Source organism: Uliginosibacterium sp. H1 (assembly GCF_036017065.1).
In the GTDB taxonomy this organism is placed as follows: Bacteria; Pseudomonadota; Gammaproteobacteria; order Burkholderiales; family Rhodocyclaceae; genus Uliginosibacterium.
On the sequence record NZ_JAYXHR010000001.1, the window covers coordinates 996890 to 1019320 of the forward strand.

18 protein-coding genes are annotated in these 22431 nt (G+C 66.3%); 11 read left to right on the top strand and 7 right to left on the bottom strand.

What is annotated here, in order from left to right; genetic code table 11:
• The 4 genes from sdhA to VVD47_RS04550 all read right to left on the bottom strand — a co-directional run bounded on the left by sdhA (position 1) and on the right by VVD47_RS04550 (position 3318).
• Complete coding sequence (gene sdhA / locus VVD47_RS04535; protein ID WP_327602211.1) at positions 1 to 1776, bottom strand: succinate dehydrogenase flavoprotein subunit; 1776 nt, start codon at positions 1774 to 1776, stop codon at positions 1 to 3.
• Positions 1777 to 1778: 2 nt separating this feature from the next.
• Positions 1779 to 2126 carry a succinate dehydrogenase, hydrophobic membrane anchor protein gene (sdhD, locus tag VVD47_RS04540; protein ID WP_327602212.1) on the bottom strand — a complete coding sequence of 116 codons (348 nt, stop codon included), beginning with the start codon at positions 2124 to 2126 and terminating at the stop codon, positions 1779 to 1781.
• A complete protein-coding gene (gene sdhC / locus VVD47_RS04545; RefSeq protein WP_327602213.1) occupies positions 2120 to 2503 on the bottom strand; it encodes a succinate dehydrogenase, cytochrome b556 subunit in 384 nt (127 codons plus the stop codon). The genes sdhD and sdhC overlap by 7 nt, the downstream gene beginning before the upstream one ends.
• Before the next feature lie 86 nt (positions 2504 to 2589).
• Positions 2590 to 3318, bottom strand: a complete 729-nt coding sequence (locus tag VVD47_RS04550; protein WP_327602214.1) for a GntR family transcriptional regulator — start codon at positions 3316 to 3318, stop codon at positions 2590 to 2592.
• A gap of 220 nt (positions 3319 to 3538) precedes the next feature.
• Here VVD47_RS04550 and VVD47_RS04555 point away from each other — a divergent pair, with 220 nt between their 5' ends.
• The 3 genes from VVD47_RS04555 (at position 3539) to VVD47_RS04565 (ending at position 8269) form a co-directional block, all read left to right on the top strand.
• Entirely contained in the window at positions 3539 to 4531 is a 993-nt protein-coding gene (locus tag VVD47_RS04555; RefSeq protein ID WP_327602215.1) for a malate dehydrogenase, read from the top strand.
• 45 nt (positions 4532 to 4576) lie between these two features.
• On the top strand, positions 4577 to 5581 hold the full coding sequence (locus tag VVD47_RS04560) for an HpcH/HpaI aldolase/citrate lyase family protein (protein WP_327602216.1): 1005 nt from the start codon (positions 4577 to 4579) through the stop codon (positions 5579 to 5581).
• 78 nt (positions 5582 to 5659) lie between these two features.
• The gene (locus tag VVD47_RS04565; RefSeq protein WP_327602217.1) at positions 5660 to 8269 is read left to right on the top strand and encodes a bifunctional aconitate hydratase 2/2-methylisocitrate dehydratase; all 2610 of its coding nucleotides are present in this window, start codon (positions 5660 to 5662) and stop codon (positions 8267 to 8269) included.
• A 171-nt stretch (positions 8270 to 8440) separates the two neighbouring features.
• Here VVD47_RS04565 and VVD47_RS04570 read toward each other — a convergent pair whose 3' ends face one another.
• Positions 8441 to 10114, bottom strand: coding sequence for an ABC-F family ATP-binding cassette domain-containing protein (locus VVD47_RS04570; RefSeq protein ID WP_443080959.1), 1674 nt, complete (start codon positions 10112 to 10114; stop codon positions 8441 to 8443).
• Positions 10115 to 10287: 173 nt separating this feature from the next.
• Here VVD47_RS04570 and VVD47_RS04575 point away from each other — a divergent pair, with 173 nt between their 5' ends.
• The 5 genes from VVD47_RS04575 to VVD47_RS04595 all read left to right on the top strand — a co-directional run bounded on the left by VVD47_RS04575 (position 10288) and on the right by VVD47_RS04595 (position 15395).
• Complete coding sequence (locus tag VVD47_RS04575) at positions 10288 to 11058, top strand: NYN domain-containing protein (RefSeq protein WP_327602219.1); 771 nt, start codon at positions 10288 to 10290, stop codon at positions 11056 to 11058.
• Between the two features lie 161 nt (positions 11059 to 11219).
• Positions 11220 to 12812: a pectate lyase family protein gene (locus VVD47_RS04580; RefSeq protein ID WP_327602220.1), complete on the top strand. Its 1593-nt coding sequence runs from the start codon at positions 11220 to 11222 to the stop codon at positions 12810 to 12812.
• A 168-nt stretch (positions 12813 to 12980) separates the two neighbouring features.
• Entirely contained in the window at positions 12981 to 13667 is a 687-nt protein-coding gene (locus VVD47_RS04585; RefSeq protein WP_327602221.1) for an alpha/beta hydrolase, read from the top strand.
• A gap of 163 nt (positions 13668 to 13830) precedes the next feature.
• Positions 13831 to 14265 (top strand): hypothetical protein, encoded by a 435-nt coding sequence (locus tag VVD47_RS04590; protein WP_327602222.1) that lies wholly within the window; start codon positions 13831 to 13833, stop codon positions 14263 to 14265.
• Positions 14262 to 15395 carry a hypothetical protein gene (locus VVD47_RS04595; protein ID WP_327602223.1) on the top strand — a complete coding sequence of 378 codons (1134 nt, stop codon included), beginning with the start codon at positions 14262 to 14264 and terminating at the stop codon, positions 15393 to 15395. Before VVD47_RS04590 ends, VVD47_RS04595 begins: the two co-directional genes overlap by 4 nt.
• Positions 15396 to 15446: 51 nt before the next feature.
• On the opposite strand, the gene VVD47_RS04600 is transcribed toward VVD47_RS04595, so the two are convergent.
• Both VVD47_RS04600 and VVD47_RS04605 read right to left on the bottom strand, forming a co-directional pair.
• Positions 15447 to 17096, bottom strand: coding sequence for a sensor histidine kinase (locus tag VVD47_RS04600; protein WP_327602224.1), 1650 nt, complete (start codon positions 17094 to 17096; stop codon positions 15447 to 15449).
• A gap of 116 nt (positions 17097 to 17212) precedes the next feature.
• Positions 17213 to 18877: a mechanosensitive ion channel family protein gene (locus VVD47_RS04605; RefSeq protein WP_327602225.1), complete on the bottom strand. Its 1665-nt coding sequence runs from the start codon at positions 18875 to 18877 to the stop codon at positions 17213 to 17215.
• Positions 18878 to 19338: 461 nt separating this feature from the next.
• Between VVD47_RS04605 and VVD47_RS04610 the strand changes: the two genes are divergently transcribed.
• The 3 genes from VVD47_RS04610 to VVD47_RS04620 all read left to right on the top strand — a co-directional run bounded on the left by VVD47_RS04610 (position 19339) and on the right by VVD47_RS04620 (position 22421).
• A complete protein-coding gene (locus VVD47_RS04610) occupies positions 19339 to 20175 on the top strand; it encodes an N-acyl amino acid synthase FeeM domain-containing protein (protein WP_327602226.1) in 837 nt (278 codons plus the stop codon).
• A 60-nt stretch (positions 20176 to 20235) separates the two neighbouring features.
• Complete coding sequence (locus tag VVD47_RS04615) at positions 20236 to 21699, top strand: HAMP domain-containing sensor histidine kinase (protein WP_327602227.1); 1464 nt, start codon at positions 20236 to 20238, stop codon at positions 21697 to 21699.
• 227 nt (positions 21700 to 21926) lie between these two features.
• A complete protein-coding gene (locus tag VVD47_RS04620) occupies positions 21927 to 22421 on the top strand; it encodes a hypothetical protein (protein ID WP_327602228.1) in 495 nt (164 codons plus the stop codon).
• Positions 22422 to 22431 lie beyond the last annotated feature (10 nt).

A 22431-nucleotide genomic window follows, 5' to 3' on the forward strand; every position in this document is an offset into this window, starting at 1 on the left:
TCAATAAGTACGCTTCTTGAGCGCAACGGTTTCAACGGTCAGCGGCTTGAGATTCACCGCCTTGTAGTCGAGGCGGTTGCCGTCGCGGTACCACAGCGTGTGCTTGAGCCAGTTCACATCGTCACGGCCGTTCGGCGTCTCCGGTGTATCCAGAGCGTCGTCGCGAACGTGGGCGCCGCGTGATTCGGTACGCGCGTCGGCGGAGATCATCGTGGCCTTGGCGACTTCGATGAGGTTCTCCAGCTCCAGCGCTTCGATACGCGCGGTATTCCAGACCTTGGACTTGTCCTTGATCTCGGTCTGCACGACCTGCTTCTCGATCTCGAGAATCTTGCTGACGCCTTCGGACAGCAGATCCTTGAAGCGGAACACACCGGCGTGCGCTTGCATCGTGCGCTGCATCGCCAGGCGTGCCTCGTCGACGTTGGCGCCGTTGGTCTGGGTGTCCAGGCGATTGACGCGGGCCAGCGAACGGTCGATCTCGCTCTGCGGAACGTCAGGCAGCGCGGACGGTTCGCTCTTGATGAACTCGATCATCGACTCGCCGGAGCTCTTGCCGAAGACCAGCAGGTCCAGCAGCGAGTTGGTGCCGAGGCGGTTGGCGCCGTGCACCGAGGCACAGGCCACTTCGCCGGCGGCGTAGAAGCCTTCCACGCGCTGACCGCCGACCACGACTTCGCCGTGGTAGTTGGTCGGCACGCCACCCATCTGGTAGTGACAGGTCGGCACCACCGGGATCGGCGCCTTGATCGGATCGACACCGGCGAACTGGATCGAGATCTCGCGGATGCCCGGGAGGCGCGACAGGATAACCTTGGGGTCCAGGTGGGTGATGTCCAGCAGCACATGGTCCTTGTTGGGACCACAGCCGCGACCTTCGTTGATCTCGGTGACCATCGCGCGGGAGACGACGTCACGCGAGGCGAGATCCTTGGCGTTCGGTGCGTAGCGCTCCATGAAGGCTTCGCCCGAGCTGTTGCGCAGGATGCCGCCTTCGCCGCGTACGCCTTCGGTGATCAGCACGCCGGCACCGGCCACGCCGGTCGGATGGAACTGCCAGAACTCCATGTCTTCCAACGGGATGCCGGCACGCGCCGCCATGCCCAGGCCGTCACCGGTGTTGATGAAGGCGTTGGTCGAGGAGTAGTAGATGCGGCCCGAGCCGCCGGAAGCGAACAGCGTGGCCTTGGCCTGGAACACGGTGATTTCACCGGTTTCCATTTCCATGGCGATCACGCCCAGCACGCGGCCGTCGACGCCACGCAGCAGGTCCAGCGCCATCCATTCCACGAAGAACTGGGTGTTGGCGCGCACGTTGCGCTGGTACAGCGCGTGCAGCATGGCGTGACCGGTACGGTCAGCCGCGGCACAGGCGCGGCGAACCGGCTTGCCTTCGCCGAAGTGCGACAGGTGCCCACCGAAGGGGCGCTGGTAGATCTTGCCGTTGTCCAGTCGGTCGAAGGGCATGCCGTAGTGCTCCAGCTCCACGACGACCTCGACGGCCTTCTTGCACATGAACTCGATCGCGTCCTGATCGCCGAGCCAGTCGGAACCCTTGACGGTGTCATACATGTGCCAGTGCCAATTGTCCGGCTCGGAATTGCCGAGCGAGGCGGACACGCCGCCCTGCGCCGCCACGGTGTGCGAGCGGGTCGGGAATACCTTGGACAGCACGGCAGTCTTCATGCCGGCTTCGGCCAGCTGCACGGCGGCGCGCATGCCGGCACCACCGGCACCGACGATCACCGCATCGAAATTACGCTTGGCGATGTTCACTCTTAGAGCCTCCAGAGGATCTGGGCTGCCCAGCCGGCATAGCCGAGGAGCACGAAAATGGTTACGCAATGCAGGGCCAGGCGGATGCTGGTCGGCTTGACGTAGTCCATCCAGATGTCACGGATGCCCACCCACGCGTGATAGAACAACGCGAGGAAGAACAGGAAGGTCACGAATTTCATGAGGCCGCCCGAGAACAGGGCGCGCCAGGATTCCAGCGAATGGTTCGGCAGGCCGATCAGGCAGATCGCCAGCAGGACGGTGTAGAGCGCCATGACGATGGCCGTCACGCGCTGGGCCAGCCAGTCGCGGAAGCCATAGTGGGCGCCGACGGTCGTACGCCTCACCATGTCAGCACCCCCAGGATCACGGTCAGCGTGAGGCTCACGGCCAGCACGATGTACGAAGACTTGCGGGCGGTCGGCAGATCGATGCCGACGTGTACGTCCAGCAACAGGAAGCGGATGCCGGCGCAGAAGTGGTGCAGGTAGGCCCACAGCAGGCCCAGCAGCAGCAGCTTGACCAGCCAGAAGCCGGCGACCGCACGGAAGGCATCGGCCTGGTCGGCGTTGACGCTGGCACCGAACAGCCACAACAGCAACGGCAGCATCAGGAACAGGCCCGCACCGCTGACGCGATGCAGGATCGACACGATGCCCGGAATGGGCAGTCGTATGACGAACAGGTTCAAGTGCTTCGGCCTGTCCTTTCTTACGCTCGCTTCCATCTTCACCTCTTCTTATATTCCGCGACTTGCGCCGCGACCATCATCCTGACGTGTGGCGAGGCACGTCAGCCAAACTCATTCTGGATTCAGTTCAACTCGTTCTGATAGTAGTGCCCGGCCGTGGAGTACAGACCACGGCGCCACTCCACGGGCCTGTCTCCGTAGGTGTAGGTCACACGCTCTACCGACAGCAACGGTGTGTGTTCGGCAACCGAAAGCAGTTCGGCTGAATTGCGGTCAGCCGCCACAGCGCGAATCTTTTCCCTGGCCCGGATCATACGGACGCCGAAGCGCGTCTCGAACAGGCTGTACAGCGAGCCCTGCCAGTCCTGGAGCATCTCTAGCGTCAGGGCCCCGAAGAATTCTCCCGGCAAGTAGATTTCATCCACTACCGCGGGCTTGTTTTCCAGTTTCAACAGCCGGCGCACGATGCTGATGGGACTTCCCGGCTCTACAGCCAGGTTGCGGGAGGCCTCCTGGCCCGCCTTTGCGCGCCAACACTCCAGGGGTATGCTTTGCGGCTGCGCAGCACTCCCGTCCAGTGCCGTCATGCGCAGGAAACGCACATGCGCACGGGGATCATCATGCGACGCAACAAATGTACCCTTCCCCTGCCGGCGCACCAACAGGTTTTCGGCGGCCAGTTCATCGACCGCCTTGCGCACCGTCCCCTGGCTCACGCCGAAGCGCAACGCCAGATCCTGCTCGCTCGGAATCGCCTGGCCCGGACGCCACTCGCCCCCTTCAAGCGCTTGAACGATCAAGCTCTTGATCTGGCGGTACAACGGGCTGAAAGTCGGCGATTCGTGTGCCATAACGGGAGTTATTCAAGCACAAAAAAACCAAGTCGTCCATGACCTGTTATATGTCTTATATAAGACATAAGATGTACGTTGACGTATCCTGACGAAGCCGCGTACACTCCGCACACGGTTTCATCCCGGATTTCAGCACTGCCGACCGATGCAGGCGGCAGGCCCCACCACCGCTGGCGCCACCCCTCGTGGCCTCCGAACTACTGACAGGAGTTTTTGCATGTCCAAGTCGCCCATTCGCGTCACCGTCACCGGCGCTGCCGGCCAGATCGGCTACAGCCTGCTGTTCCGCATCGCCAGCGGCGAAATGCTCGGCAAGGATCAACCCGTCATCCTGCAACTGCTGGATCTGCCGCAAGCCCAGAAGGCCGTGAAGGGCGTGATGATGGAGCTGGAAGACTGCGCCTTCCCGCTGCTGGCCGGCATGATCGCCACCGACGACCCGAACGTCGCCTTCAAGGACTCGCAGGCAGCCCTGCTGGTCGGCGCCCGCCCCCGCGGCCCCGGCATGGAACGAAAGGACCTGCTGGCCGAGAACGCCAAGATCTTCACCGTGCAGGGCGCCGCCATCGGCCAGTACGCCGCGCCGGATTGCCGCGTGCTGGTGGTGGGCAACCCCTGCAACACCAATGCCTACATCGCCAAGGAAACCGCCAAGAAGTTCGGTCGCGTGCCGGCCAAGAACTTCACCGCGATGCTGCGCCTGGACCACAACCGCGCCCTGTCGCAACTGGCTTCCAAGTCGGGCCGCGACGTCGCCTCGCTGAAGAACCTGGTCGTGTGGGGCAACCACTCGCCCACCATGTACGCCGACTACCGCTTCGTCACCAGCAACGGCGACAGCGTGAAGAACCTGATCAACGACGAGGCCTGGAACCGCGAAGTCTTCCTGCCCACCGTCGGCAAGCGCGGCGCCGCCATCATCGAGGCGCGCGGCCTGTCCTCCGCTGCGTCGGCCGCCAACGCCGCCATCGATCACATGCGTGACTGGTTCCTCGGCTCCAACGGCGAGTGGGTCACCATGGGCATCGAGTCCGACGGCTCCTACGGCATCCCCGCCGGCATCATCTACGGCGTGCCGGTGATCACCGCCAACGGCGAATACAAGCGTGTCGAAGGCCTGGAGATCGACGAGTTCTCCCGCGAGAAGATGAACTTCACGCTGAAGGAACTGGAAGAAGAGCGCGCCGGCGTTGCCGACCTGCTGGCCTGAACCCCGGCCCGACAGCTGCAACGGCAAGGGATGGATGCACCGCGCATGAGCTCACCGCAAGGCGCCCCGCTCCATCCCGACGCCGTGTTGTACGAGGAAGGCGCCGGCCTTCCCCGGTTGCCCGCGGTGGAACACTTCGCCGGCAACGAGAAGTTGATGCGCAAGGCCATGACCCTGCAGGCCGAACGCGGACCGCTCTTTGACATTACGTTCGATTGCGAAGACGGCGCGGCCGCCGATGCCGAACGGGCCCACGCCGAAATGGTGGGCTCGCTGATCGCGGGCGAAGACAACCGCCATGGCCGCATCGGCGCACGCATCCATGACCTGACGCACCCGGCCTGGCGCGACGACCTTGAACGGATCGTCGGCCTGTGTGGTGATCGCATCGCCTACCTGACGCTGCCGAAGCCGCGTGGCCTCTCCGACGTGGCGCGCGTGCTGGCACAGCTGCGCGACACCGAGGCCCGCCTCGGCCTGCAGTGCAGGATTCCGCTGCACGTGCTGATCGAGACGCACGGCGCGTTGCATGAGGTGTGGCAGATCGCCGCCCTGCCCGGCGTCGAAACGCTGGACTTCGGCCTGATGGATTTCGTCAGTGCGCATCACGGCGCGATTTCCGCCAGCGCGATGAAGAGTCCCGGCCAGTTCACACACCCGCTGGTGCTGCGTGCCAAGACGGAGATCGCTGCCGCCGCACTGGCGCATGGCGTGGTCCCGTCGCACAACGTCAGCACCGAGCTGGTCGACCTGGCCGCCATCGAGGATGACGGCCGCCGTGCCCGCGAGCAGTTCGGCTACCTGCGCATGTGGAGCATTCATCCCGCGCAGATCGACCCGCTGCTGCGCGCGATGCGCCCAGCCCTGGATGACGTGGTGGATGCCGGTGAAATCCTCGCCAGCGCACAGGAAGCCCACTGGGGCCCGACCCGTCATCGCGACCGGCTGCACGACCGTGCCTCTTATCGCTACTACTGGCACGTACTGAAACGCGCCCACGCCACCGGCATGACGCTGGATGACGCGGTCGTACGAAGATTTTTTGCTTGAACTGCTGCCGGGGTGCGGCAGTCGCCACCGGGCGAAGCACCCCGAAAGAACCTCGGAAACCACGGGAGAAAACCAACCATGCTGCAAGCCTATCGCCAACACGTCGCCGAGCGCGCTGCGCTGGGTATCCCGCCGCTCGCGCTGGACGCGAAGCAGACGGCCGATCTGATCGAGCTGCTGAAGGCGCCGCCCGCCGGCGAGGAAGCCTACCTGCTCGACCTGATCACCCACCGCGTCCCGCCGGGCGTGGACGACGCCGCCAAAGTGAAGGCCTCCTTCCTCGCCGCCGTGGCGCACGGTGACGTGCCCTGCCCGCTGATCGACAAGGCCAAGGCCACCGAGCTGCTGGGCACCATGGTCGGCGGCTACAACGTCAAGCCCTTGATCGACCTGCTGGACGAAGCCGCACTGGCGCCCATCGCCGCCGCCGCGCTGAAGAAGACGCTGCTGATGTTCGACTACTTCCACGACGTGGCCGAGAAGGCCAAGGCCGGCAACGCCGCCGCCAAGGAAGTGATCCAGAGCTGGGCTGATGCCGAGTGGTTCACCTCGCGTCCGGAATTCCCGAGCAGCATCAAGCTGACCGTGCTGAAGGTGACCGGCGAGACCAATACCGACGACCTGTCCCCGGCGCCGGACGCCTGGAGCCGCCCCGACATCCCGCTGCACGCGCTGGCCATGCTGAAGAACACCCGCGCCGGCATCACCCCGGAAGAAGACGGCAAGCGCGGCCCGATCAAGATGATCCAGGACCTCGCCGCCAAGGGGAACCTCGTCGCCTACGTCGGCGACGTGGTGGGTACCGGCTCCTCGCGCAAGTCCGCCACCAACTCCGTGCTGTGGTGGACCGGTGAAGACATTCCCTTCGTGCCGAACAAGAAGTTCGGTGGCGTCTGCCTCGGCGGCAAGATCGCTCCGATCTTCTTCAACACGCAGGAAGATGCCGGCGCACTGCCGATCGAGATCGACGTCGCCAAGATGGACATGGGTGACGAGATCACCCTGAACGTCGACCACACCACCGGCAAGGTCAGCGCCACCAAGGGCGGTGCCACCATTGCCGAATCGCAGCTCAAGACGCTCGTGCTGCTGGACGAAGTGCGCGCCGGCGGCCGCATCAACCTGATCATCGGCCGCAGCCTCACCAGCAAGGCCCGCGAGTTCCTCGGCCTCGCCGCTTCCACCCTGTTCCGCCTGCCGCAGAACCCGGCCGATTCCGGCAAGGGCTTCACGCTGGCGCAGAAGATGGTCGGCCGCGCCGTCGGCCTGCCGGAAGGCCAGGGCGTGCGCCCCGGCACCTACTGCGAACCGAAGATGACCTCGGTGGGCTCGCAAGACACCACCGGCCCGATGACTCGCGACGAACTGAAGGACCTCGCCTGCCTCGGCTTCTCCGCCGACCTGGTGATGCAGTCCTTCTGCCACACCGCCGCGTATCCGAAGCCGGTCGACGTCAAGACGCACCGCGAACTGCCCAAGTTCATCAGCAACCGTGGCGGCATCTCGCTGCGCCCTGGCGACGGCGTGATCCACTCTTGGCTCAACCGCATGCTGCTGCCCGACACCGTCGGCACCGGCGGCGACTCGCACACCCGCTTCCCGGTCGGCATCAGCTTCCCGGCTGGCTCCGGCTTGGTGGCCTTCGCGGCCGCCACCGGCGTGATGCCGCTGGACATGCCGGAATCGGTGCTGGTGCGCTTCAAGGGCTCGCTGGACGAAGCGCAGAAGCGCGGCGTCACCCTGCGCGACCTCGTGCATGCCATCCCGCTGTATGCCATCAAGCAAGGCCTGCTGACCGTCGCCAAAGCCGGCAAGATCAACGAGTTCTCCGGCCGTATCCTGGAAATCGAAGGCCTGCCTGATCTGAAGGTTGAGCAAGCCTTCGAACTGTCCGACGCCTCCGCCGAACGCTCCGCCGCCGGTTGCACGGTGCAGCTGAACAAGGCGCCGATCGTCGAGTACATGCGCTCCAACATCGTGCTGCTGAAGAACATGATCGCCGACGGCTACGCCGACAAGCGCACGCTGGAACGCCGCATCCAGAAGATGGAAGACTGGATCGCCAACGGCGAACTGCTGCAGCCGGACGCCAATGCCGAATACGCGTATGTCATCGAGATCGATCTGGCCGACATCCAGGAACCCATCCTGTGTTGCCCGAACGATCCGGACGATGCCAAGGTCCTGTCGGAAGTGCAGAACACGCCGATCGACGAAGTGTTCATCGGCTCCTGCATGACCAACATCGGCCACTTCCGCGCCGCCTCCAAGCTGCTGGAAGGCAAGCGCGACATCCCGGTGAAGCTGTGGGTCGCGCCGCCGACCAAGATGGATGCATCCGAGCTGACCAAGGAAGGCCACTACGGCGTGTTCGGCACCGCCGGTGCACGTACCGAGATGCCCGGTTGCTCGCTGTGCATGGGCAACCAGGCACAGGTGCGCGAAGGCGCGACGGTGGTTTCCACCTCCACGCGTAACTTCCCGAATCGTCTGGGCAAGAACACCAACGTGTTCCTGTCCTCCGCCGAGGTCGCCGCCATCGCCTCGAAGCTCGGTCGTCTGCCGACCGTGGCGGAGTATCAGGCCGACATGGGCGTCATCAACGCCGACGCCGGCAAGATCTACCGCTATATGAACTTCGACCAGATCGCCGAGTACAAGGGAATCGCGGACGAAGTGCAGGTTTGATCGCACACATCTCGTGAATGAAAACGGCCCGCGGAAGCGGGCCGTTTTTCTTGGGGTTGGTTCGTAGGTCGGAAAAGCGCAGCGCCTTCCGACACGCCACGTTACACAACGAGCAATAGCATTCGCTACGGCAGGAATGTCGGAAGGCGCTGCGCTTTTCCGACCTACGCGTCACGCCTTCTTTTTCGCCGACGCCGCCTCGCGCACCTTCTTCGCCTGCTCCAGCAGATACACTTGGTAGTCGTCCAGATCGCCGTCGAAGGGGCGGATACCACCATCGGCCACCAGCCAGAATTCGTCGCACACCGAGCGCAGCAGCGCGCGGTCGTGGCTGACCAGCATCACCGTGCCTTCGAATTCATTGAGCGCCACGCCGAGCGCCTCGCGGGTCGACAAGTCGAGGTGGTTGGTCGGCTCATCCAGCAGCAGCAGGTTGGGGCATTGCCACACGATCATGCACAGCACGAGACGCGCCTTCTCGCCACCGCTCATGCTGCCCACCTGCTGGTGCAGCATGTCGCCACCGAAGTTGAAGGTGCCAAGGTAGTTGCGCAGGCCCTGCTCGCGCCAGTCCATGCCGCTCGGGCGGGCGTTGACCGGCGTGTCCTTCACCAGGCGGATCATGTGTTCCAGCGGCGTGGAACCGGGGTCCAGCACGTCGAGTTCCTGCTGGGCGAAGTAGCCGATGGTCAGGCCCTTGCCCTTGGTGATCTCGCCGTGGATCGGTGACAACGCGGCGGCAATCGTCTTCACCAGCGTGGACTTGCCCTGGCCGTTGGCGCCGAGGATGCCGACGCGCTGCCCGGCGAGCACCGAGCGGTTGATGTTGTTCACGATCACCGTCGGCGGCGTGCCGGCGGGCGCGTCCGGCAGCGGCGGGTAGCCGAAGCTCGCATCCAGCATCGACAGCATGGGATTGGGCACGCTGGCCGGCTCGCGGAACTCGAACTGGAATTCGGAATCGACCAGTACCGGCGCGATCTTCTCCATGCGCTCCAGCGCCTTGACGCGGCTCTGCGCCTGTTTGGCCTTGGCGGCGGATGCCTTGAAACGGTCGATGAATTTCTGCAGGTGGGCGATCTTGTCCTGCTGCTTGGCCAGCGCCGCGGTCTGCAGGGCCATCTGCTCGGCGCGCATGTCTTCGAAGCGGCTGTAGTTGCCGCCGTAGCGCACGAGTTTCGCGTTGTCGATGTGCACCGTCACGGTGGTGACGGCGTCGAGGAATTCGCGGTCGTGGCTGATCACCACCATCGTGCCCTCGTAGCGCTTCAGCCAGGCTTCCAGCCACACCAGTGCGTCGAGGTCCAGGTGGTTGGTCGGCTCGTCGAGCAGCAACAAATCGGACGGGCACATCAGCGCGCGGGCGAGTTGCAGGCGCATGCGCCAGCCGCCGGAAAAGCTGTTCACCGGCTGGTCGAGTTGCGCCGTGCCGAAGCCGAGGCCGAGGATCAGCGCCTGCGCGCGCGCCGCGGCGTCATGCGCGCCGGCATCGTGCAGCGCCATGTAGGCGTGGGCCATGCGCATGCCGTCGTCGCTGGCTTCCGCCGCCGCCACTTCGGCCTGCGCCGCCAGCAGCACGGTGTCGCCTTCGATGACGAAATCGGTCGCGCTCTGCTCCGTCTCCGGCATGTCCTGCGCGACCTGCGCCATCTGCCAGGCGGCGGGAATCGAGAACTCGCCGCTGTCTTCATGCAGCGTGCCGTTGAGCAGCGCGAACAGCGAGGATTTGCCGGCGCCGTTGCGGCCGACCAGACCGACCTTCTCGCCGGGGTTGAGCGTGGCGGAGCAACGGTCGAGCACGACCTTGGTGCCGCGACGCAGCGTTACGTTCCGGATGGAGATCATGATGGTGAGGCGGTGAGGTACGGCGGGAGGGCTGCGCATGATACCCCTGCGCAGACGCGGTTCCTTCGCTGTTTGCGCGCTTGCGGGGCCTGGACGGGGCTTATGTGGCTTGCGGGGCTTGGCGGCCGGCACCAGGGGTTACCATGCGGGACACCAATCCCCGGGGAGCCCCCATGTCATCCGATCGCTTCGTTGCCCTGTTCATCGACGCAGACAACGCGCCGGCCTCCCACATCGACGTGATCCTCGCCGAGCTGGCCAGTCATGGCACGGTGAGCATCCGCCGCGCCTACGGCAACTGGAAGGGCGAACGCCTGACCTCCTGGGAACGCCTGCTGCATGAGTACGCCATCCAGCCCATCCAGCAGTTCGACCTGACCAAGGGCAAGAATGCCACCGACATCGCGCTGGTCATCGACGCGATGGATGCGCTGTACGGCCGCAAGGTGGATGTCTTCGCGCTGGTCTCGTCCGACTCCGACTTCACGCCGCTGGCCACGCGCCTGCAGGCCGACGGCAAGCTGGTCGTGGGCTTCGGCGAACGCAAGTCCCCCGCCCCCTTCGTCAATGCCTGCTCCAAGTTCCTGTACCTGGACATGGAGGACAAGGCCGAGCAGGAATCCAGCAGCGGCAGCGGTGGCAAGCTGGAAGTGAAGCGCAAGTCCGGCGCCGAACTGAAAGGCGACAGCAAGCTGATGAACCTGCTGCGCAACGCAGTGCAGGCTACCGAAGGCGACGACGGCTGGTCGCACCTCGGGCGAGTCGGCTCCACCATTGGAAACCAGGCCTCGTTCGATTCGCGCAACTACGGCTACAAGAAGCTGGTGGATCTCTTCAAGGCCATCGACCGCTTTGAAGTGCAGAACCGCGAAGGCAGTGGCGTGCACGTGCGCGACAAGCGCCGCGCCAACACGCCTGCGGCCGGCAGCAACGGCAACGGCTGACGCCAGTCGGCGGGCGGCGCCTTGCCGCGTTGTGCAGCGTGACTTGCCGAAGCCCCCGGATATGTCTTACAAAGAATGGCCGACACGTTCTGTAACAGGACGGTCGCCAGCAGGCCATGGCGCATCCATGGCCTGCCGACAAACCAATAACGGAGACAAACATGCACAAGACGCAACTCGCGCTCGGGCTCGCGGCCCTGGCGCTGGTTGGTACGGCCTCGGCCGCCAACCGGCCTGCCGGCTACACGACCATCTGCACCGAGAACAAGACCTGCTCGGTCGCCACGACGACCAACGTGGCCTTCGGCCGCGCCGACCAGTTCTTCTACAAGTCACTGACCGGCAGCTTCGTGTGTAACGAAGCCACCTTCGGCGGACGCATCGGTGGCGGCACCAACGAATGCTCGGTGCCGGGCAGTTCGGGTGGCGGTTCGTCCTCGTCGAGCTCCTCCTCCAGCTCTTCATCGAGTTCTTCGTCGAGTTCCTCCTCTTCGACGTCCTCTTCCAGCTCATCGAGCAGTTCTTCGTCGAGTTCGTCCTCGAGCTCGTCGTCGAGCTCCTCCAGCTCCTCGGGCACCGGCTCTTCCAGTTCAAGCTCCAGCTCCGGCGGCCCCGTGCCGCAGGGCCTGATGGGCTGGGCCGCGGTCGCCCCCGGCGGCGCGCCCACCGGCGGCGCCGGCGGCCAGTCCTGCACGGCCTCCAGCATGGCCGAGCTGACCGCCTGCGTCAGCACCGCCAGCAGCGGCAACAACAAGTCGATTCCCTGGACGATCTACGTCAAGGGCTTCATCAACGGCGCCACCAACGCGGACGGCACCGGCTTCACGCAGCAGCGCATCTCGCGCCCCAACACCTCGCTGATCGGCGTGGTGGAGAACGGCGTGATCCCGACGCTGAACGCGGTGTGGATCAACATCAGCGGCCAGTCGAACATCATCATCCGCAACGTGCGCTTCGTCGCCGGCAAGGACACCGGCTGGTCTTACGAGAACTTCGGTAGCTGCACCTACACCGACAAGGACTACTGCCCGTCCAACGCCGAGCCGGACAGCGTCACCCTGCAGGGCGTGACGCGTGCGTGGGTGGACCACAACGAGTTCACCGACGGTGCGAGCTTCGGCGAAGTGAACGCCAACAAGGCGCACTACAAGATGTACGACGGCCTGCTCGACATCAAGAAGGGCTCGGACTACATCACGGTGTCGAACAACAAGTTCAGCAGCCATGACAAGACCATCCTGATCGGTGCCAACGATTCGGCCGACGGCGAGTACCGCGTCACCTTCGCGCAGAACTGGTTCCAGTTCATCGGCCAGCGCGCGCCGCGCGTGCGTAACGGTCACGTTCACATCCTGAACAACCTGTACGACAACGTGAAGAAGACCACCGAGACCCGTCCGTATCACATGAACTATGCGATCGGCCTGGGCTTCAACGGCAAGGCCTACTCGGAGCGCAACGCCTTCGACGTGAGCGGCGCGGTGGCCACCGATCTGCTGTCGGCCAACTTCGACGCGTGGAGCCAGTACTTCACCGACGTGGGCTCTTGGCTCAACGGCAGCCCGGTGGACCTGAACGCCGCAGCCGCCACGGTGGTGAATGCGAAGAACGCGCTCGAGAAGGACAGCAAGCCCTTCCTCGGCCCGGTGAGCTGGAACCCGGCAGCGAACTACAGCTACACGCCGCTGACCACGCCGGACGCGGTGCGCAACACGGTGAAGGCCAACGCGGGCGTGGGCAAGATCGCACCCTGATCGCCCGGGACATCACCGTGCCGCAGCAAGGCCGGTGATGTCGTCATCCGCGAACCCCGCCAGGGCAACCTGGCGGGGTTTTCTTTTGCCCGGCGCCGCCCTCCGCGAAGCCCTGCGCCCGCAGTATCCTCTGGGCGTCACCACGTCCCTGCCCCGCACGCCCGTTCGATGTTGCCCCCGCACCGCCTGCGCCGGCCTCACGCCGCGCCGTCCCATCGCCCACCACTGCTGATCCTGCTGCATGGCAAGGGCAGCAGCGAGGTGGACCTGTTCCAGCTTGCCGACCTGTTCGATCCGCGCTTCATCGTCCTGTCGCTGCGGGCGCCCTTCCAGAACGCATCGGGCCTGTATCGCTGGTACGAGCGTCAGGACACGGCGGACGGATCGGTCTACAACGAAGAGGAAGTGCGGGCCTCGCGGCTCTATCTCGTCCAGGCCATCAACGACAGCGTGATGGCGCTGGGCGCCGATCCACAGCAGGTGTATCTCTTCGGCTTCAGCCAGGGGGCTGCGATGGCGATGTCCGTGGCATTGACGGCGCCGCGCCGCATCCGCGGCCTGGTGGCGATTGCCGGGCGCCTGCTGCCGGCCATTGCGCCGTTCGGTGCGCCCGCGGAATCGATGAGCCACCTGCGCGTGCTGCTGCAGCATGGGCTGAAGGACGAGGTGGTGCCTTTCGCTGAATCCGCCACGGCGTGCCAGTTGTTTGCAGAACTGAGTGTGAAACAAGGTATCCGCGAATACGCGGCCGGCCACACCATTACGCCCGCGATGCTGCGCGATGCGCGGCAATTCCTGCGTGTGCAACTCGACACGACACTCGTCAAAGACCAGGATGGCGCCGCTCAGGATTGAGGCGCGCCACCCGATATAGGGCTGGTCCCCACGACTCTCCGCCCCTTCCTCCTTCCGTCCCCGGCTTCCACCCCTTTCACCCATGTCCAGCCCTTCCCCTCACCCTCCACGCAGCCGGCGGCCCCGCCATCGCAGCCTGCGGTGCGTGGCGGCAGCTGTGGTGATGGGCGCCGTCTGCTTGCTGGGCGCGACGACCGCCGCGGTGGCGCAAGGACAGTTCGACGCGGCCGGCAGGGAGATCCTCGTGGTGGTCAGCCGCCAGAGTGCGGTGCAGACCCTGGACAACGACACGGTGGCAGACCTGTTCCTCGGCGCGATCAGCCGCTTTCCCGACGGGCGCGGCGCGCACGTCATCGACCAGAGCGACCGCCAGGACATCAAGCGCCGCTTCTACGCGCAGGTGGCCGACATGAGCCTGCAGCAGCTGCGCTCGCACCAGGCACGCCTGCTGTTCTCGGGCCGCGCAACCCCGCCACGCCAGGCCGAGAACAGCAGCCTCGTGGCCGAACTGGTCACGCGCGACCCCACCGCCATCGGCTACATCGAACCGGCAGCACTGGACGACCGCCTGCGGGTGGTACTGAGGATCAGCCCATGACACGCACCACCCGGCCGCGCAACACGCTGGTGGCATTCATCCTGGCCGCCTTCGCTGCGCCATCGATGGCGGTGGACTTCAGCTACCAGGGCTTCGGCACGGTGGCGGCAGGTCGCACGCTCGGCGCGGGCCAGCAGGCGCTGGTGGACGGCGCCAACTTCGCCGCCTACGACAACGAGTGGAGCGCCGCGACGGAATCCCGCCTCGGCGTGCGTGCCAGGGCAAGCCTCGACGACACCTGGTCCGCCACGCTGCAAGGCACCAGCTACGCGTCCGAGCAGGGGCGCATCAGCGTGCAGAGCGCCTATGTCGGCTACATGCTGAACCCCGACTGGGAGCTCACGCTCGGCCGCCGCCAGAATGCGCTGTACTACTACTCCGATTTCCTGCCGGTGGGCTACGCCTATCACTGGATCCGCCCACCCACCGAGGTGTATGGTATCTCGCCCTTCACCACCTACGACGGGCTGGGCCTGCAGGGCAAGGCGGTGCTGGGAGGCTGGCGCTGGCAACTGAGCCTGGCCCTGGGACAGAGCAGCAACGTACGCTACAGCGACGACGCCAAGCGCTACACCTCGCGCGTATCCCGCGGCGCCTACGACACGGTGGAAGATCGCGCCGAACAGCGCATCGCTGCCCAGTTGCTGGCCAGCGACGGCCCGTGGACCTTCGGTGCGACGATAACGTCGCTGGACCTGGTGCGCGAGCCGCAGAACCCCACCAACGGCGCCCGGACGGAAGAAGCGCCGGTGCGCTACTACGGCCTCATCGCACGCTGGGATGGCCGTCAGGCTTTCGTCATCGGCGAAGGCGCCTACGTGGAGGCAGTCGAGGGGCGCCGGGCCAATTCCATCTATGCCGGCTACATTTCGGCGGGCCTCAAGCTGGGCATCTGGACGCCGCACTTCACCTACGGTGCCTACGGCGAGCGGCAGGAAGTCTCCACCCGTGTCGCCCGCTCCCACAGCGAGACCATCGGCCTGCGTGTAGAACTCGGCGCCCATGCCGCGCTGAAGATGGACTACAACCGTGTCCATCCGCAGGGCAGCTACCAGAACGCCCAGTTCATCAGCGCCACCGGCCGGCGCAACGCCGAGCTGTTCTCCGCCGCGCTCGACTTCACCTTCTAGCTTTTCAGCCTCCGGCTTCCGGCGTCCACAGGACAGCGGCGGCGAAGCAGTTCAGCGCTCCACCAGCGGCGCCTCCTGCGGCAGGTCCAGCACGATGCTGGTGCCCCGCTCCGGCTGGCTGTCCACCCGCACGCGGCCGCCCAGCAACTGGGTGACCACGCTGTAGACGATGTGGAGGCCCAGCCCGGTGCCACCGCGCCCCAGGCGCGTGGTGAAGAAGGGATCGAAGATGCGCCCCATGTGCGTCGGGTCGATGCCGCGGCCGTCGTCGCTGACGCTCAGCGCGACCCAGCCAGCCTCCACGACACGGGCACTGACCTGGATGCTGCCACTCTGGCGTCCTTCGAAGCCATGCATCTCGGCGTTGATCAGCAGATTGCTGACCACCTGGCCGAGCGCACCGGGGTAGCCGTCGAGTTCCAGCCCGGCCGGCACGTCCAGCGTCAACGCGATGTTGCGCAAGGCGAAGCGCGGGGCCAGCACCTCGGCAACATCCTGCAGGCAGTCACGCAGCGCAAAGCGGCCACGCTGCGCGCTGCGCTGCTCCACCACCACCTGCTTGAAACTGCCCACCAGTTCGGCGGCCTGTTCCACCGCCCGCTGGCACAGCGAGAGTGCCTGCTGTGCTTCGTCCAGCCCGTGCGTGAGCGATGACTTGCGCAGGTTCGGCTGCTCGAGGCTGCGCCGCAGGCGAGTCAGGTCATCGCGCAGGGTCGTCACCATCAACAATGCATTGCCGATCGGCGTGTTGAGCTCGTGGGCCACGCCGGCGACGATGCGCCCCATGGCACCGATGCGCTCGCTCATCACCAGTTCGTGCTGCGTGCGCGCCAGGGTGTCCAGCGTCTCGCGCAGCTTGTCGTTGGCCGCGCTCAACTCGCGGGTGCGTTCCTCCACCCGCAGCTCCAGCGCCTGCGCATGGCCGGCCAGTTCGTCCTCGGCACGACGACGGACCTCCACCTCGATGGACAGCGCCGTATTGGCATGCCTGAGATCGTCGATCATGCCGTTGAGGGCCTGCCGGGTGTGCTCCAGGCTCTGCCCGAGGCGGCCGATCTCGTCGCCGCGCTGCCACGCGAAGGGCTGCGTCACCGCCCCCTGGGCCAGCCGCTGCGACTGCCGCAGCAGGCGGTCGATGGGCCGCACCAGCCGCCAGTGCAGGAACAGCCAGATGAAACCCAGCGCCCCCAGCAGGGACAGGGCGGTCCGCCAGCGGTCGCTCTGCTGTCGCTCGGCCAGCAACTGGACGATGCCCTGCGCGCTGATCTCCACGCTGACGAGCAAGGTCGACTGCCCCGGCCGGCGCAGTTCGCGGGACTCGGTGAGCAGGGGCGGCATGGGTTGAGGGCTGCGCAGGCGGTCGATCAGGTAGGCGCCGGAGTTCAGGTCCAGCACCGACACCCGGGCCACGCGATCGTCCAGCATCACCGCGCTGACGATGGCCGACACCGCGCGCGGGTCACCCGCGATGGCTGCGTCGCGCAGCGCCTCCACCAGCATGTCGGCCAGCAGGCGTTGCTGGTCCTGCAAGGCGTCGTACAGGTAGTCGCGGGTCTCTTCCAGGTTGGCGCGCTGGGCGAAGAAGGCAGGCAGCGCGAGGCCCAGCATCAGGGCCAGCACGATGCCGCCGCGCACCGACACGCGGGTCACCGCGCCGTGCAGGCGCTGCCACAGTCCGGCCAGTGACGCGGCTGCCTTCAAGCTCCCCCCTTTTTTTCGTGTGCGCGCCGCCTGATGGCAGCGCGTGCCAGCTTCTCCGTGCCTACCGGCATTTACGGCAGCCCGGCGTACAACTGCAACGCCGGCCGGGCCGCCGGTCAGGCGGGCGGTGCCTCACCGGCGGCGGTGGCATCGGGGCGGCTGGCCGGTGCGGCATACCATTGCTCGCGCGCGACGAGCTTGGGTTGCTCGGGGTCGCCCTCGTAGTTCGGCGACATGATCTGCACGCCGTATTCGTTGAACACGTCCTGGATGTTGCCATGCAGGACGGTGAGCACCTCGGCACGCGGCTGGCGCTGGGCAGGCAGTGCCATGCAGGACAGGCGGTACTCGACGTAGAAATCCGACAGCGCCGTCTGGTGGATCTGCGGCGGTGACTCCTGGGCGATGGCCGGCGTGCGCTTCGCGGCCTCCAGCAACATCGCGTGCACCTGCCGCCAGGAGGTGTCGTAGCCGATGGTGACCGATGTATCGATCACGAAGCCCTGCTTGCCGGAACCACGCAGGCCGCGCGAATAGTTCTTGACCGCCGTGCCGACGATGGAGGCGTTCGGGATGGACACTTCCAGACCCGTGCCGGTGCGGATGCGGGTGGCGAAGGCGCCCATCTCCAGCACCGTGCCCTGGGTGCCGTCCACCTCCACGTACTCACCGACGCGGATCGTGCGGGCGTACATGAGGATCAGGCCGGAGGCGGCCTGGCCGACGAGGCTGGAAGCGCCCAGCGACAGCATCAGGCCGAGGATCACGGACACCCCCTTGAACGCGTCGGTCTGCGCCCCGGGCAGGTAGGGGTAGGCCATGACCAGCGCGAAGACCCAGATGGCGACGATGAGCAGGCGTCGCGTAGGGCGCACCAGCTCGGCGTCCAGCCACACGACCTCCAGCACGCCCTGTTCGATGCGCTCGAAGATCGACTGCGCGGCGCGCATGAACAGCCAGGCGACAAAGAAGATCAGCAGCGCGGCGCCGAGGTCCGGCAGCTCGCCGAGGATGGCCAGGCCGATGCCGGCCAACGCGTCCAGCAGGTGGCTGTTGAGCTGCTGGCCCCAGGGCCGCGTGTAGGGAATGGTGCTCAGCACGAGGCTCAGCCATTCGTAGACCATCAGCGCGACGAGCAGCCAGTAGGCAAGCTTCAGCGCGCTCTGCGCCATGCGGGCGATGGTGCCGGCATTCACCAGCGTCTTGCCGCCCAGGGTGAGGCGGTCGAGCTGGCGCGCGGTGATCGCTTCCAGCCCCGTCGCCACGCGGCGCCGAAGCCGGCCCAGCCCATACAGCAGCGCAAGCAGGATGGCCGTGGCCACCAGCAGGATGCCTGCTGCGCGCAGCACGAAGCCCTGGTTGCGGCTGGCGCGGCTGGCGTCGATCGCCTCCTGCAGGGCGGCGACCGTGGCGGTCGTGGTGGCCACCAGATCCTGCGTGCCCAGCGGGTCTACGTCACCCGGCTGCAGGATGAACACCATGCTGCCATCGACGCGGATCACGCGGCCCAGCTCATGGGACACGGCATCGACGCGGCCCGCGCTGATCTGCCCCGTCAGGCGCTCAATCTCGCGCTCGGCACGCACCACGCGCTGGGCCGGGCTGATGCCGAACAGGTCCGCACGCAGCACCGTCACCTCGCGATTGAACACCCGCAACGGGGCTTCCGTCGGCACCGGGACGGCCTGTGCCGACGGCGGGGCCAGCGGCTGAGCAGCAGAAGGCTGGGGCGCGGGCATCGACTGCGCCGCCGCCAGCACCGCGAGGGCTGACAGGTACACGCCCAACATCCACCGCCGCAACCACTTCGCCATGTCGTGCTCCCCTCGTCCAGACAACGCGAATGCTAGCCCGGAAGCCCGCATCGATGGCATGTCGGCCAGCCAATGGCGATCGGGCCACCACTGGAGGCGGTCCAGCTTCCGCTTGTCGGACAGCGCGCAGGAAGCATGTTGGAAACCGTCCGACATGGCGTGAAAGAGGGTGAAACCTGACAGCAATCGCCATCCACTGTCGCTGGATTGCGACAAGCGCGAATCGGCCTGTCACAAGGCGCGCGGCAGGATCAGGCGTTTCGCGAGCCGGAACTGTCGCTATATGGCGACACCAGAAAATCCGTGAATGGCTGAATCGTTCGCTAACTACATGATTTCCATGGAGCGCGGTTCTGGTCCGCAGTTTGCATACAAGGCTGCATAGAGGACCTCAGTCCGCATCAAGGCCAGCAAAGGAACATTTCGTCATGACGCCATCGAACCCGCTCAGCCGCCCCCTGCCCTCGCCCCGCCCCTCGCGGCTGTCGACCCCGGTGCGTCACGCAGGCCAGTACGTAGATCGCGATGGCCTCATCGAGCCCCTGCGCCGCCTGGCCCGCGAGCAGCATTACCAGAGCGGTGGTCGCGGTTTCCGCCTCGGCCTGGCCGAAAGCGACTGGCAACGCGCCCAGGCCGCCGAACTCGTGTCCCGTCAGCAGCCGGGCATGCCCTGGCAGGCGCCCGCACGCAGCGGACTGCCCGGCGAGGACCACGCCATCGTGCTGGCGCTGAGCACCACGCCGCCGGCGCCGGACAGCCACGCCCATGCCGCGTGGGCCCTTGGCACCGTGAGCTTGCGTCGCGACGGCCTGGACGGCCTGCTGATCGACCCGCGTTTCGAAGACGCCCTGCTCGAACTGGCCACCGGCAACACCCGCGTCGTGTCCCTGCAGGGCCTCGCCCTCGCGCCGACCATGCTGTATGCGCCGGTACTGCAGGCCCTGCTCGACATCGTGATCGCCATCGCGGTGGACGAGTGGCAGGCCACCGACCTGCTGGTGGCCTGCGACGCCCGCAGCGCCACCTTCTATGGACGTGCCCTCGGCTTGGCGCGCTGTGGCCTGGTGGAGGAATCCGTCGGCAACCAGCCGGAGCGCACCGTGCTGCTGCACGCCAAGGCCAGTGCCCTGGGCGCCGCCGATGACGGCTTCGACCTGCACGGCGCCGCCAGAAATGACCCGCTGACCGATGTGCTGCCGCTGGCGACCCGCACCTGGCAGCGCGCCGCGCAGGAAGCCGCCGCGCTGGTCCCGGCCCAGGCCTGACGCGCCCGAGCCCGCTCCCGGTAGCCACAGGCAGGCCGGGACGGGTGGCATCATTCCGGCATGCGCGTCCGATACCCGGGTTCCTTCCTCAAACTCCTGCTGCTCGGCTTCACCCTTGTCATCGCCCCCATGGCGGTGGCCGTGGTGGACGCCTGGTTCTCGCTCGACGGTCTGTCGCGTCGCACCGAGACCGCCATCACCCGCGCCGTCCAGACCACTCGCGACAGCCGGGCCCTGGGCGCACAACTCATCACGCTCGAACGGGCCGCGCGCCAGCAACTGGTGCTGCGCGACCCCGACGCCCTGAAGGCCTACGAAACCCGTCGCGGCCAGTTTCTGGAAGTGGTGGACAGGCTCGATCGCGAAACGCCCGACCCCGCCATCCGTGAGGGGCTGGAAAGCCTGCGCCACCGCGAGGAACGCATCTTCGCGCTGCTGCAGATGGCGGGCCCGTCGCCAGCCAATGCGCTGGAGGCGGCGGACGGCGTGGCCGGCGACTTCGTGGCGATGCTCGGCATCGGCGACGAAGTGCTGCGCAAGGTGGACGCCCGCATCGAGGCGGACAGCGCCGACCTGCGCCAGCGTGCGGAAGCCGCGCGTCATGGCCTGCTGAACCGCCTGCTCGCGCTTATTCCTGTCGGCCTGGTCATCATCGTGGCGATGACCGTATTGATCCGCCGCCCGATCCGCCGACTGGGCGAAGCCATCGACCGCCTGGGCGAAGGCCGCCTCAGCGAGCCGGTCGACGTGCGGGGCCCCGCCGACCTGCAGGCCCTGGGCCGGCGACTCGACTGGCTGCGCGTGCGGCTGGAGGAGGTGGACACCCAGAAGACGCGCTTCCTGCAGCACGTGTCGCATGAGCTGAAGACACCGCTGACGGCCATCCACGAAGGCAGCCAGCTGCTGTCCGACGCGGTCGCCGGGCCGCTCAACGAAGGCCAGCGCGAGATCGTCTACATCCTGCGCGAAAACGTCACCAAGCTGCGCAAGCACATCGAGAACCTGCTCGACTACAGCGGCCTGCGCTTCGGTTCCTCCACGCTGCATCGCTCAGCCGTGCCGCTGGCCACCCTGTTCGCGCAGGTGGCGGAGGACCAGAAACTGGCCCTCACCGCACGTCGCGTGCAACTCAAGGCGGGGGGCGAAGGTCTGACCGTTTCCGCCGATCGCGACAAGCTGCGCGTCGTGCTCGACAACCTGGTGTCCAACGCCGTCAAATATGCGCCCGAAGACAGCGTCATCGACCTGTCCGCTCACCTGGTCGGGCGCGGAAGCGATACGCGCGCCATCATCGAGGTGTCGGACGAAGGGCCCGGCCTACCGGAGACCGAGGGCGAGATCGAACAGCTCTTCGAACCATTCGTACAAGGCCCTGCACCGCAGGGCGTCGGCATCAAGGGAACCGGCCTGGGGCTCTCTATCGTGAGGGAGCTGGTCGGCGCCCATGGTGGTGACGTCGCCCTGCTACGCAACCGGCCGCGCGGAACCCGGGTACGCGTCAGCCTGCCTCAAGCCACCGGCTGAAGGCCTCTTCCGCAGCCAGCGCTGCGGCAACCGACGAGACAACAAGAACTCACGTGAAGCGTTCTGCTCCCCTGTTCATTCGACACCCGTTGCGACTCCGGTTGCGACGTCAGTTGCAACGCCTTGTGCAACTTTCGCTACGGTCTCCTTTCCGGTCACACACGCATGTCGCTGGCCGACCTGACACCTCACGGCGCTCCACCCAGGTTTTCGCATGCATCGGAGTCGTGGCCTTGCTGCTCGGCGGATGCACCGCCCTCAACACCACCCAGCCGGTTCATCCGGCGTCGATCACCATCAGCCAGCTCGACCAGCTGGCGAACTATGCCTCCGGGCTGCGCGGGCGCAGCGCGGCGGAACTCGCCGATGACGGTGAAGCACTGGCCCGTGCCTACGCCCAGCAGCGCAGCGAGGAAAACCGCCTGCGCCTCGCCGTCTTCCTGGCACTCGCGCCGCCACCGGCCGGCGACCGCAGCCGTGCCCTCGGCCTGCTGGATGTCCCCCCCGGTGAAACATGGGGACGCGGACGCAACCACCCCCTGGCCATCCTGCTGCTTCCCCCGCTGCAGGAACACCGCCGCATGGAAGAAAGTCTCAACGTCACACAAAGCCGCCTGCGTGAGGAACAGAAACGCAGTGAAGGGCTCCAACAGAAGCTCGACGCGATACGCGACATAGAAAAAAAGATGCTCGAGCGCAGCCCCCCCGATAAAACACGCTGAGAGTCGCACG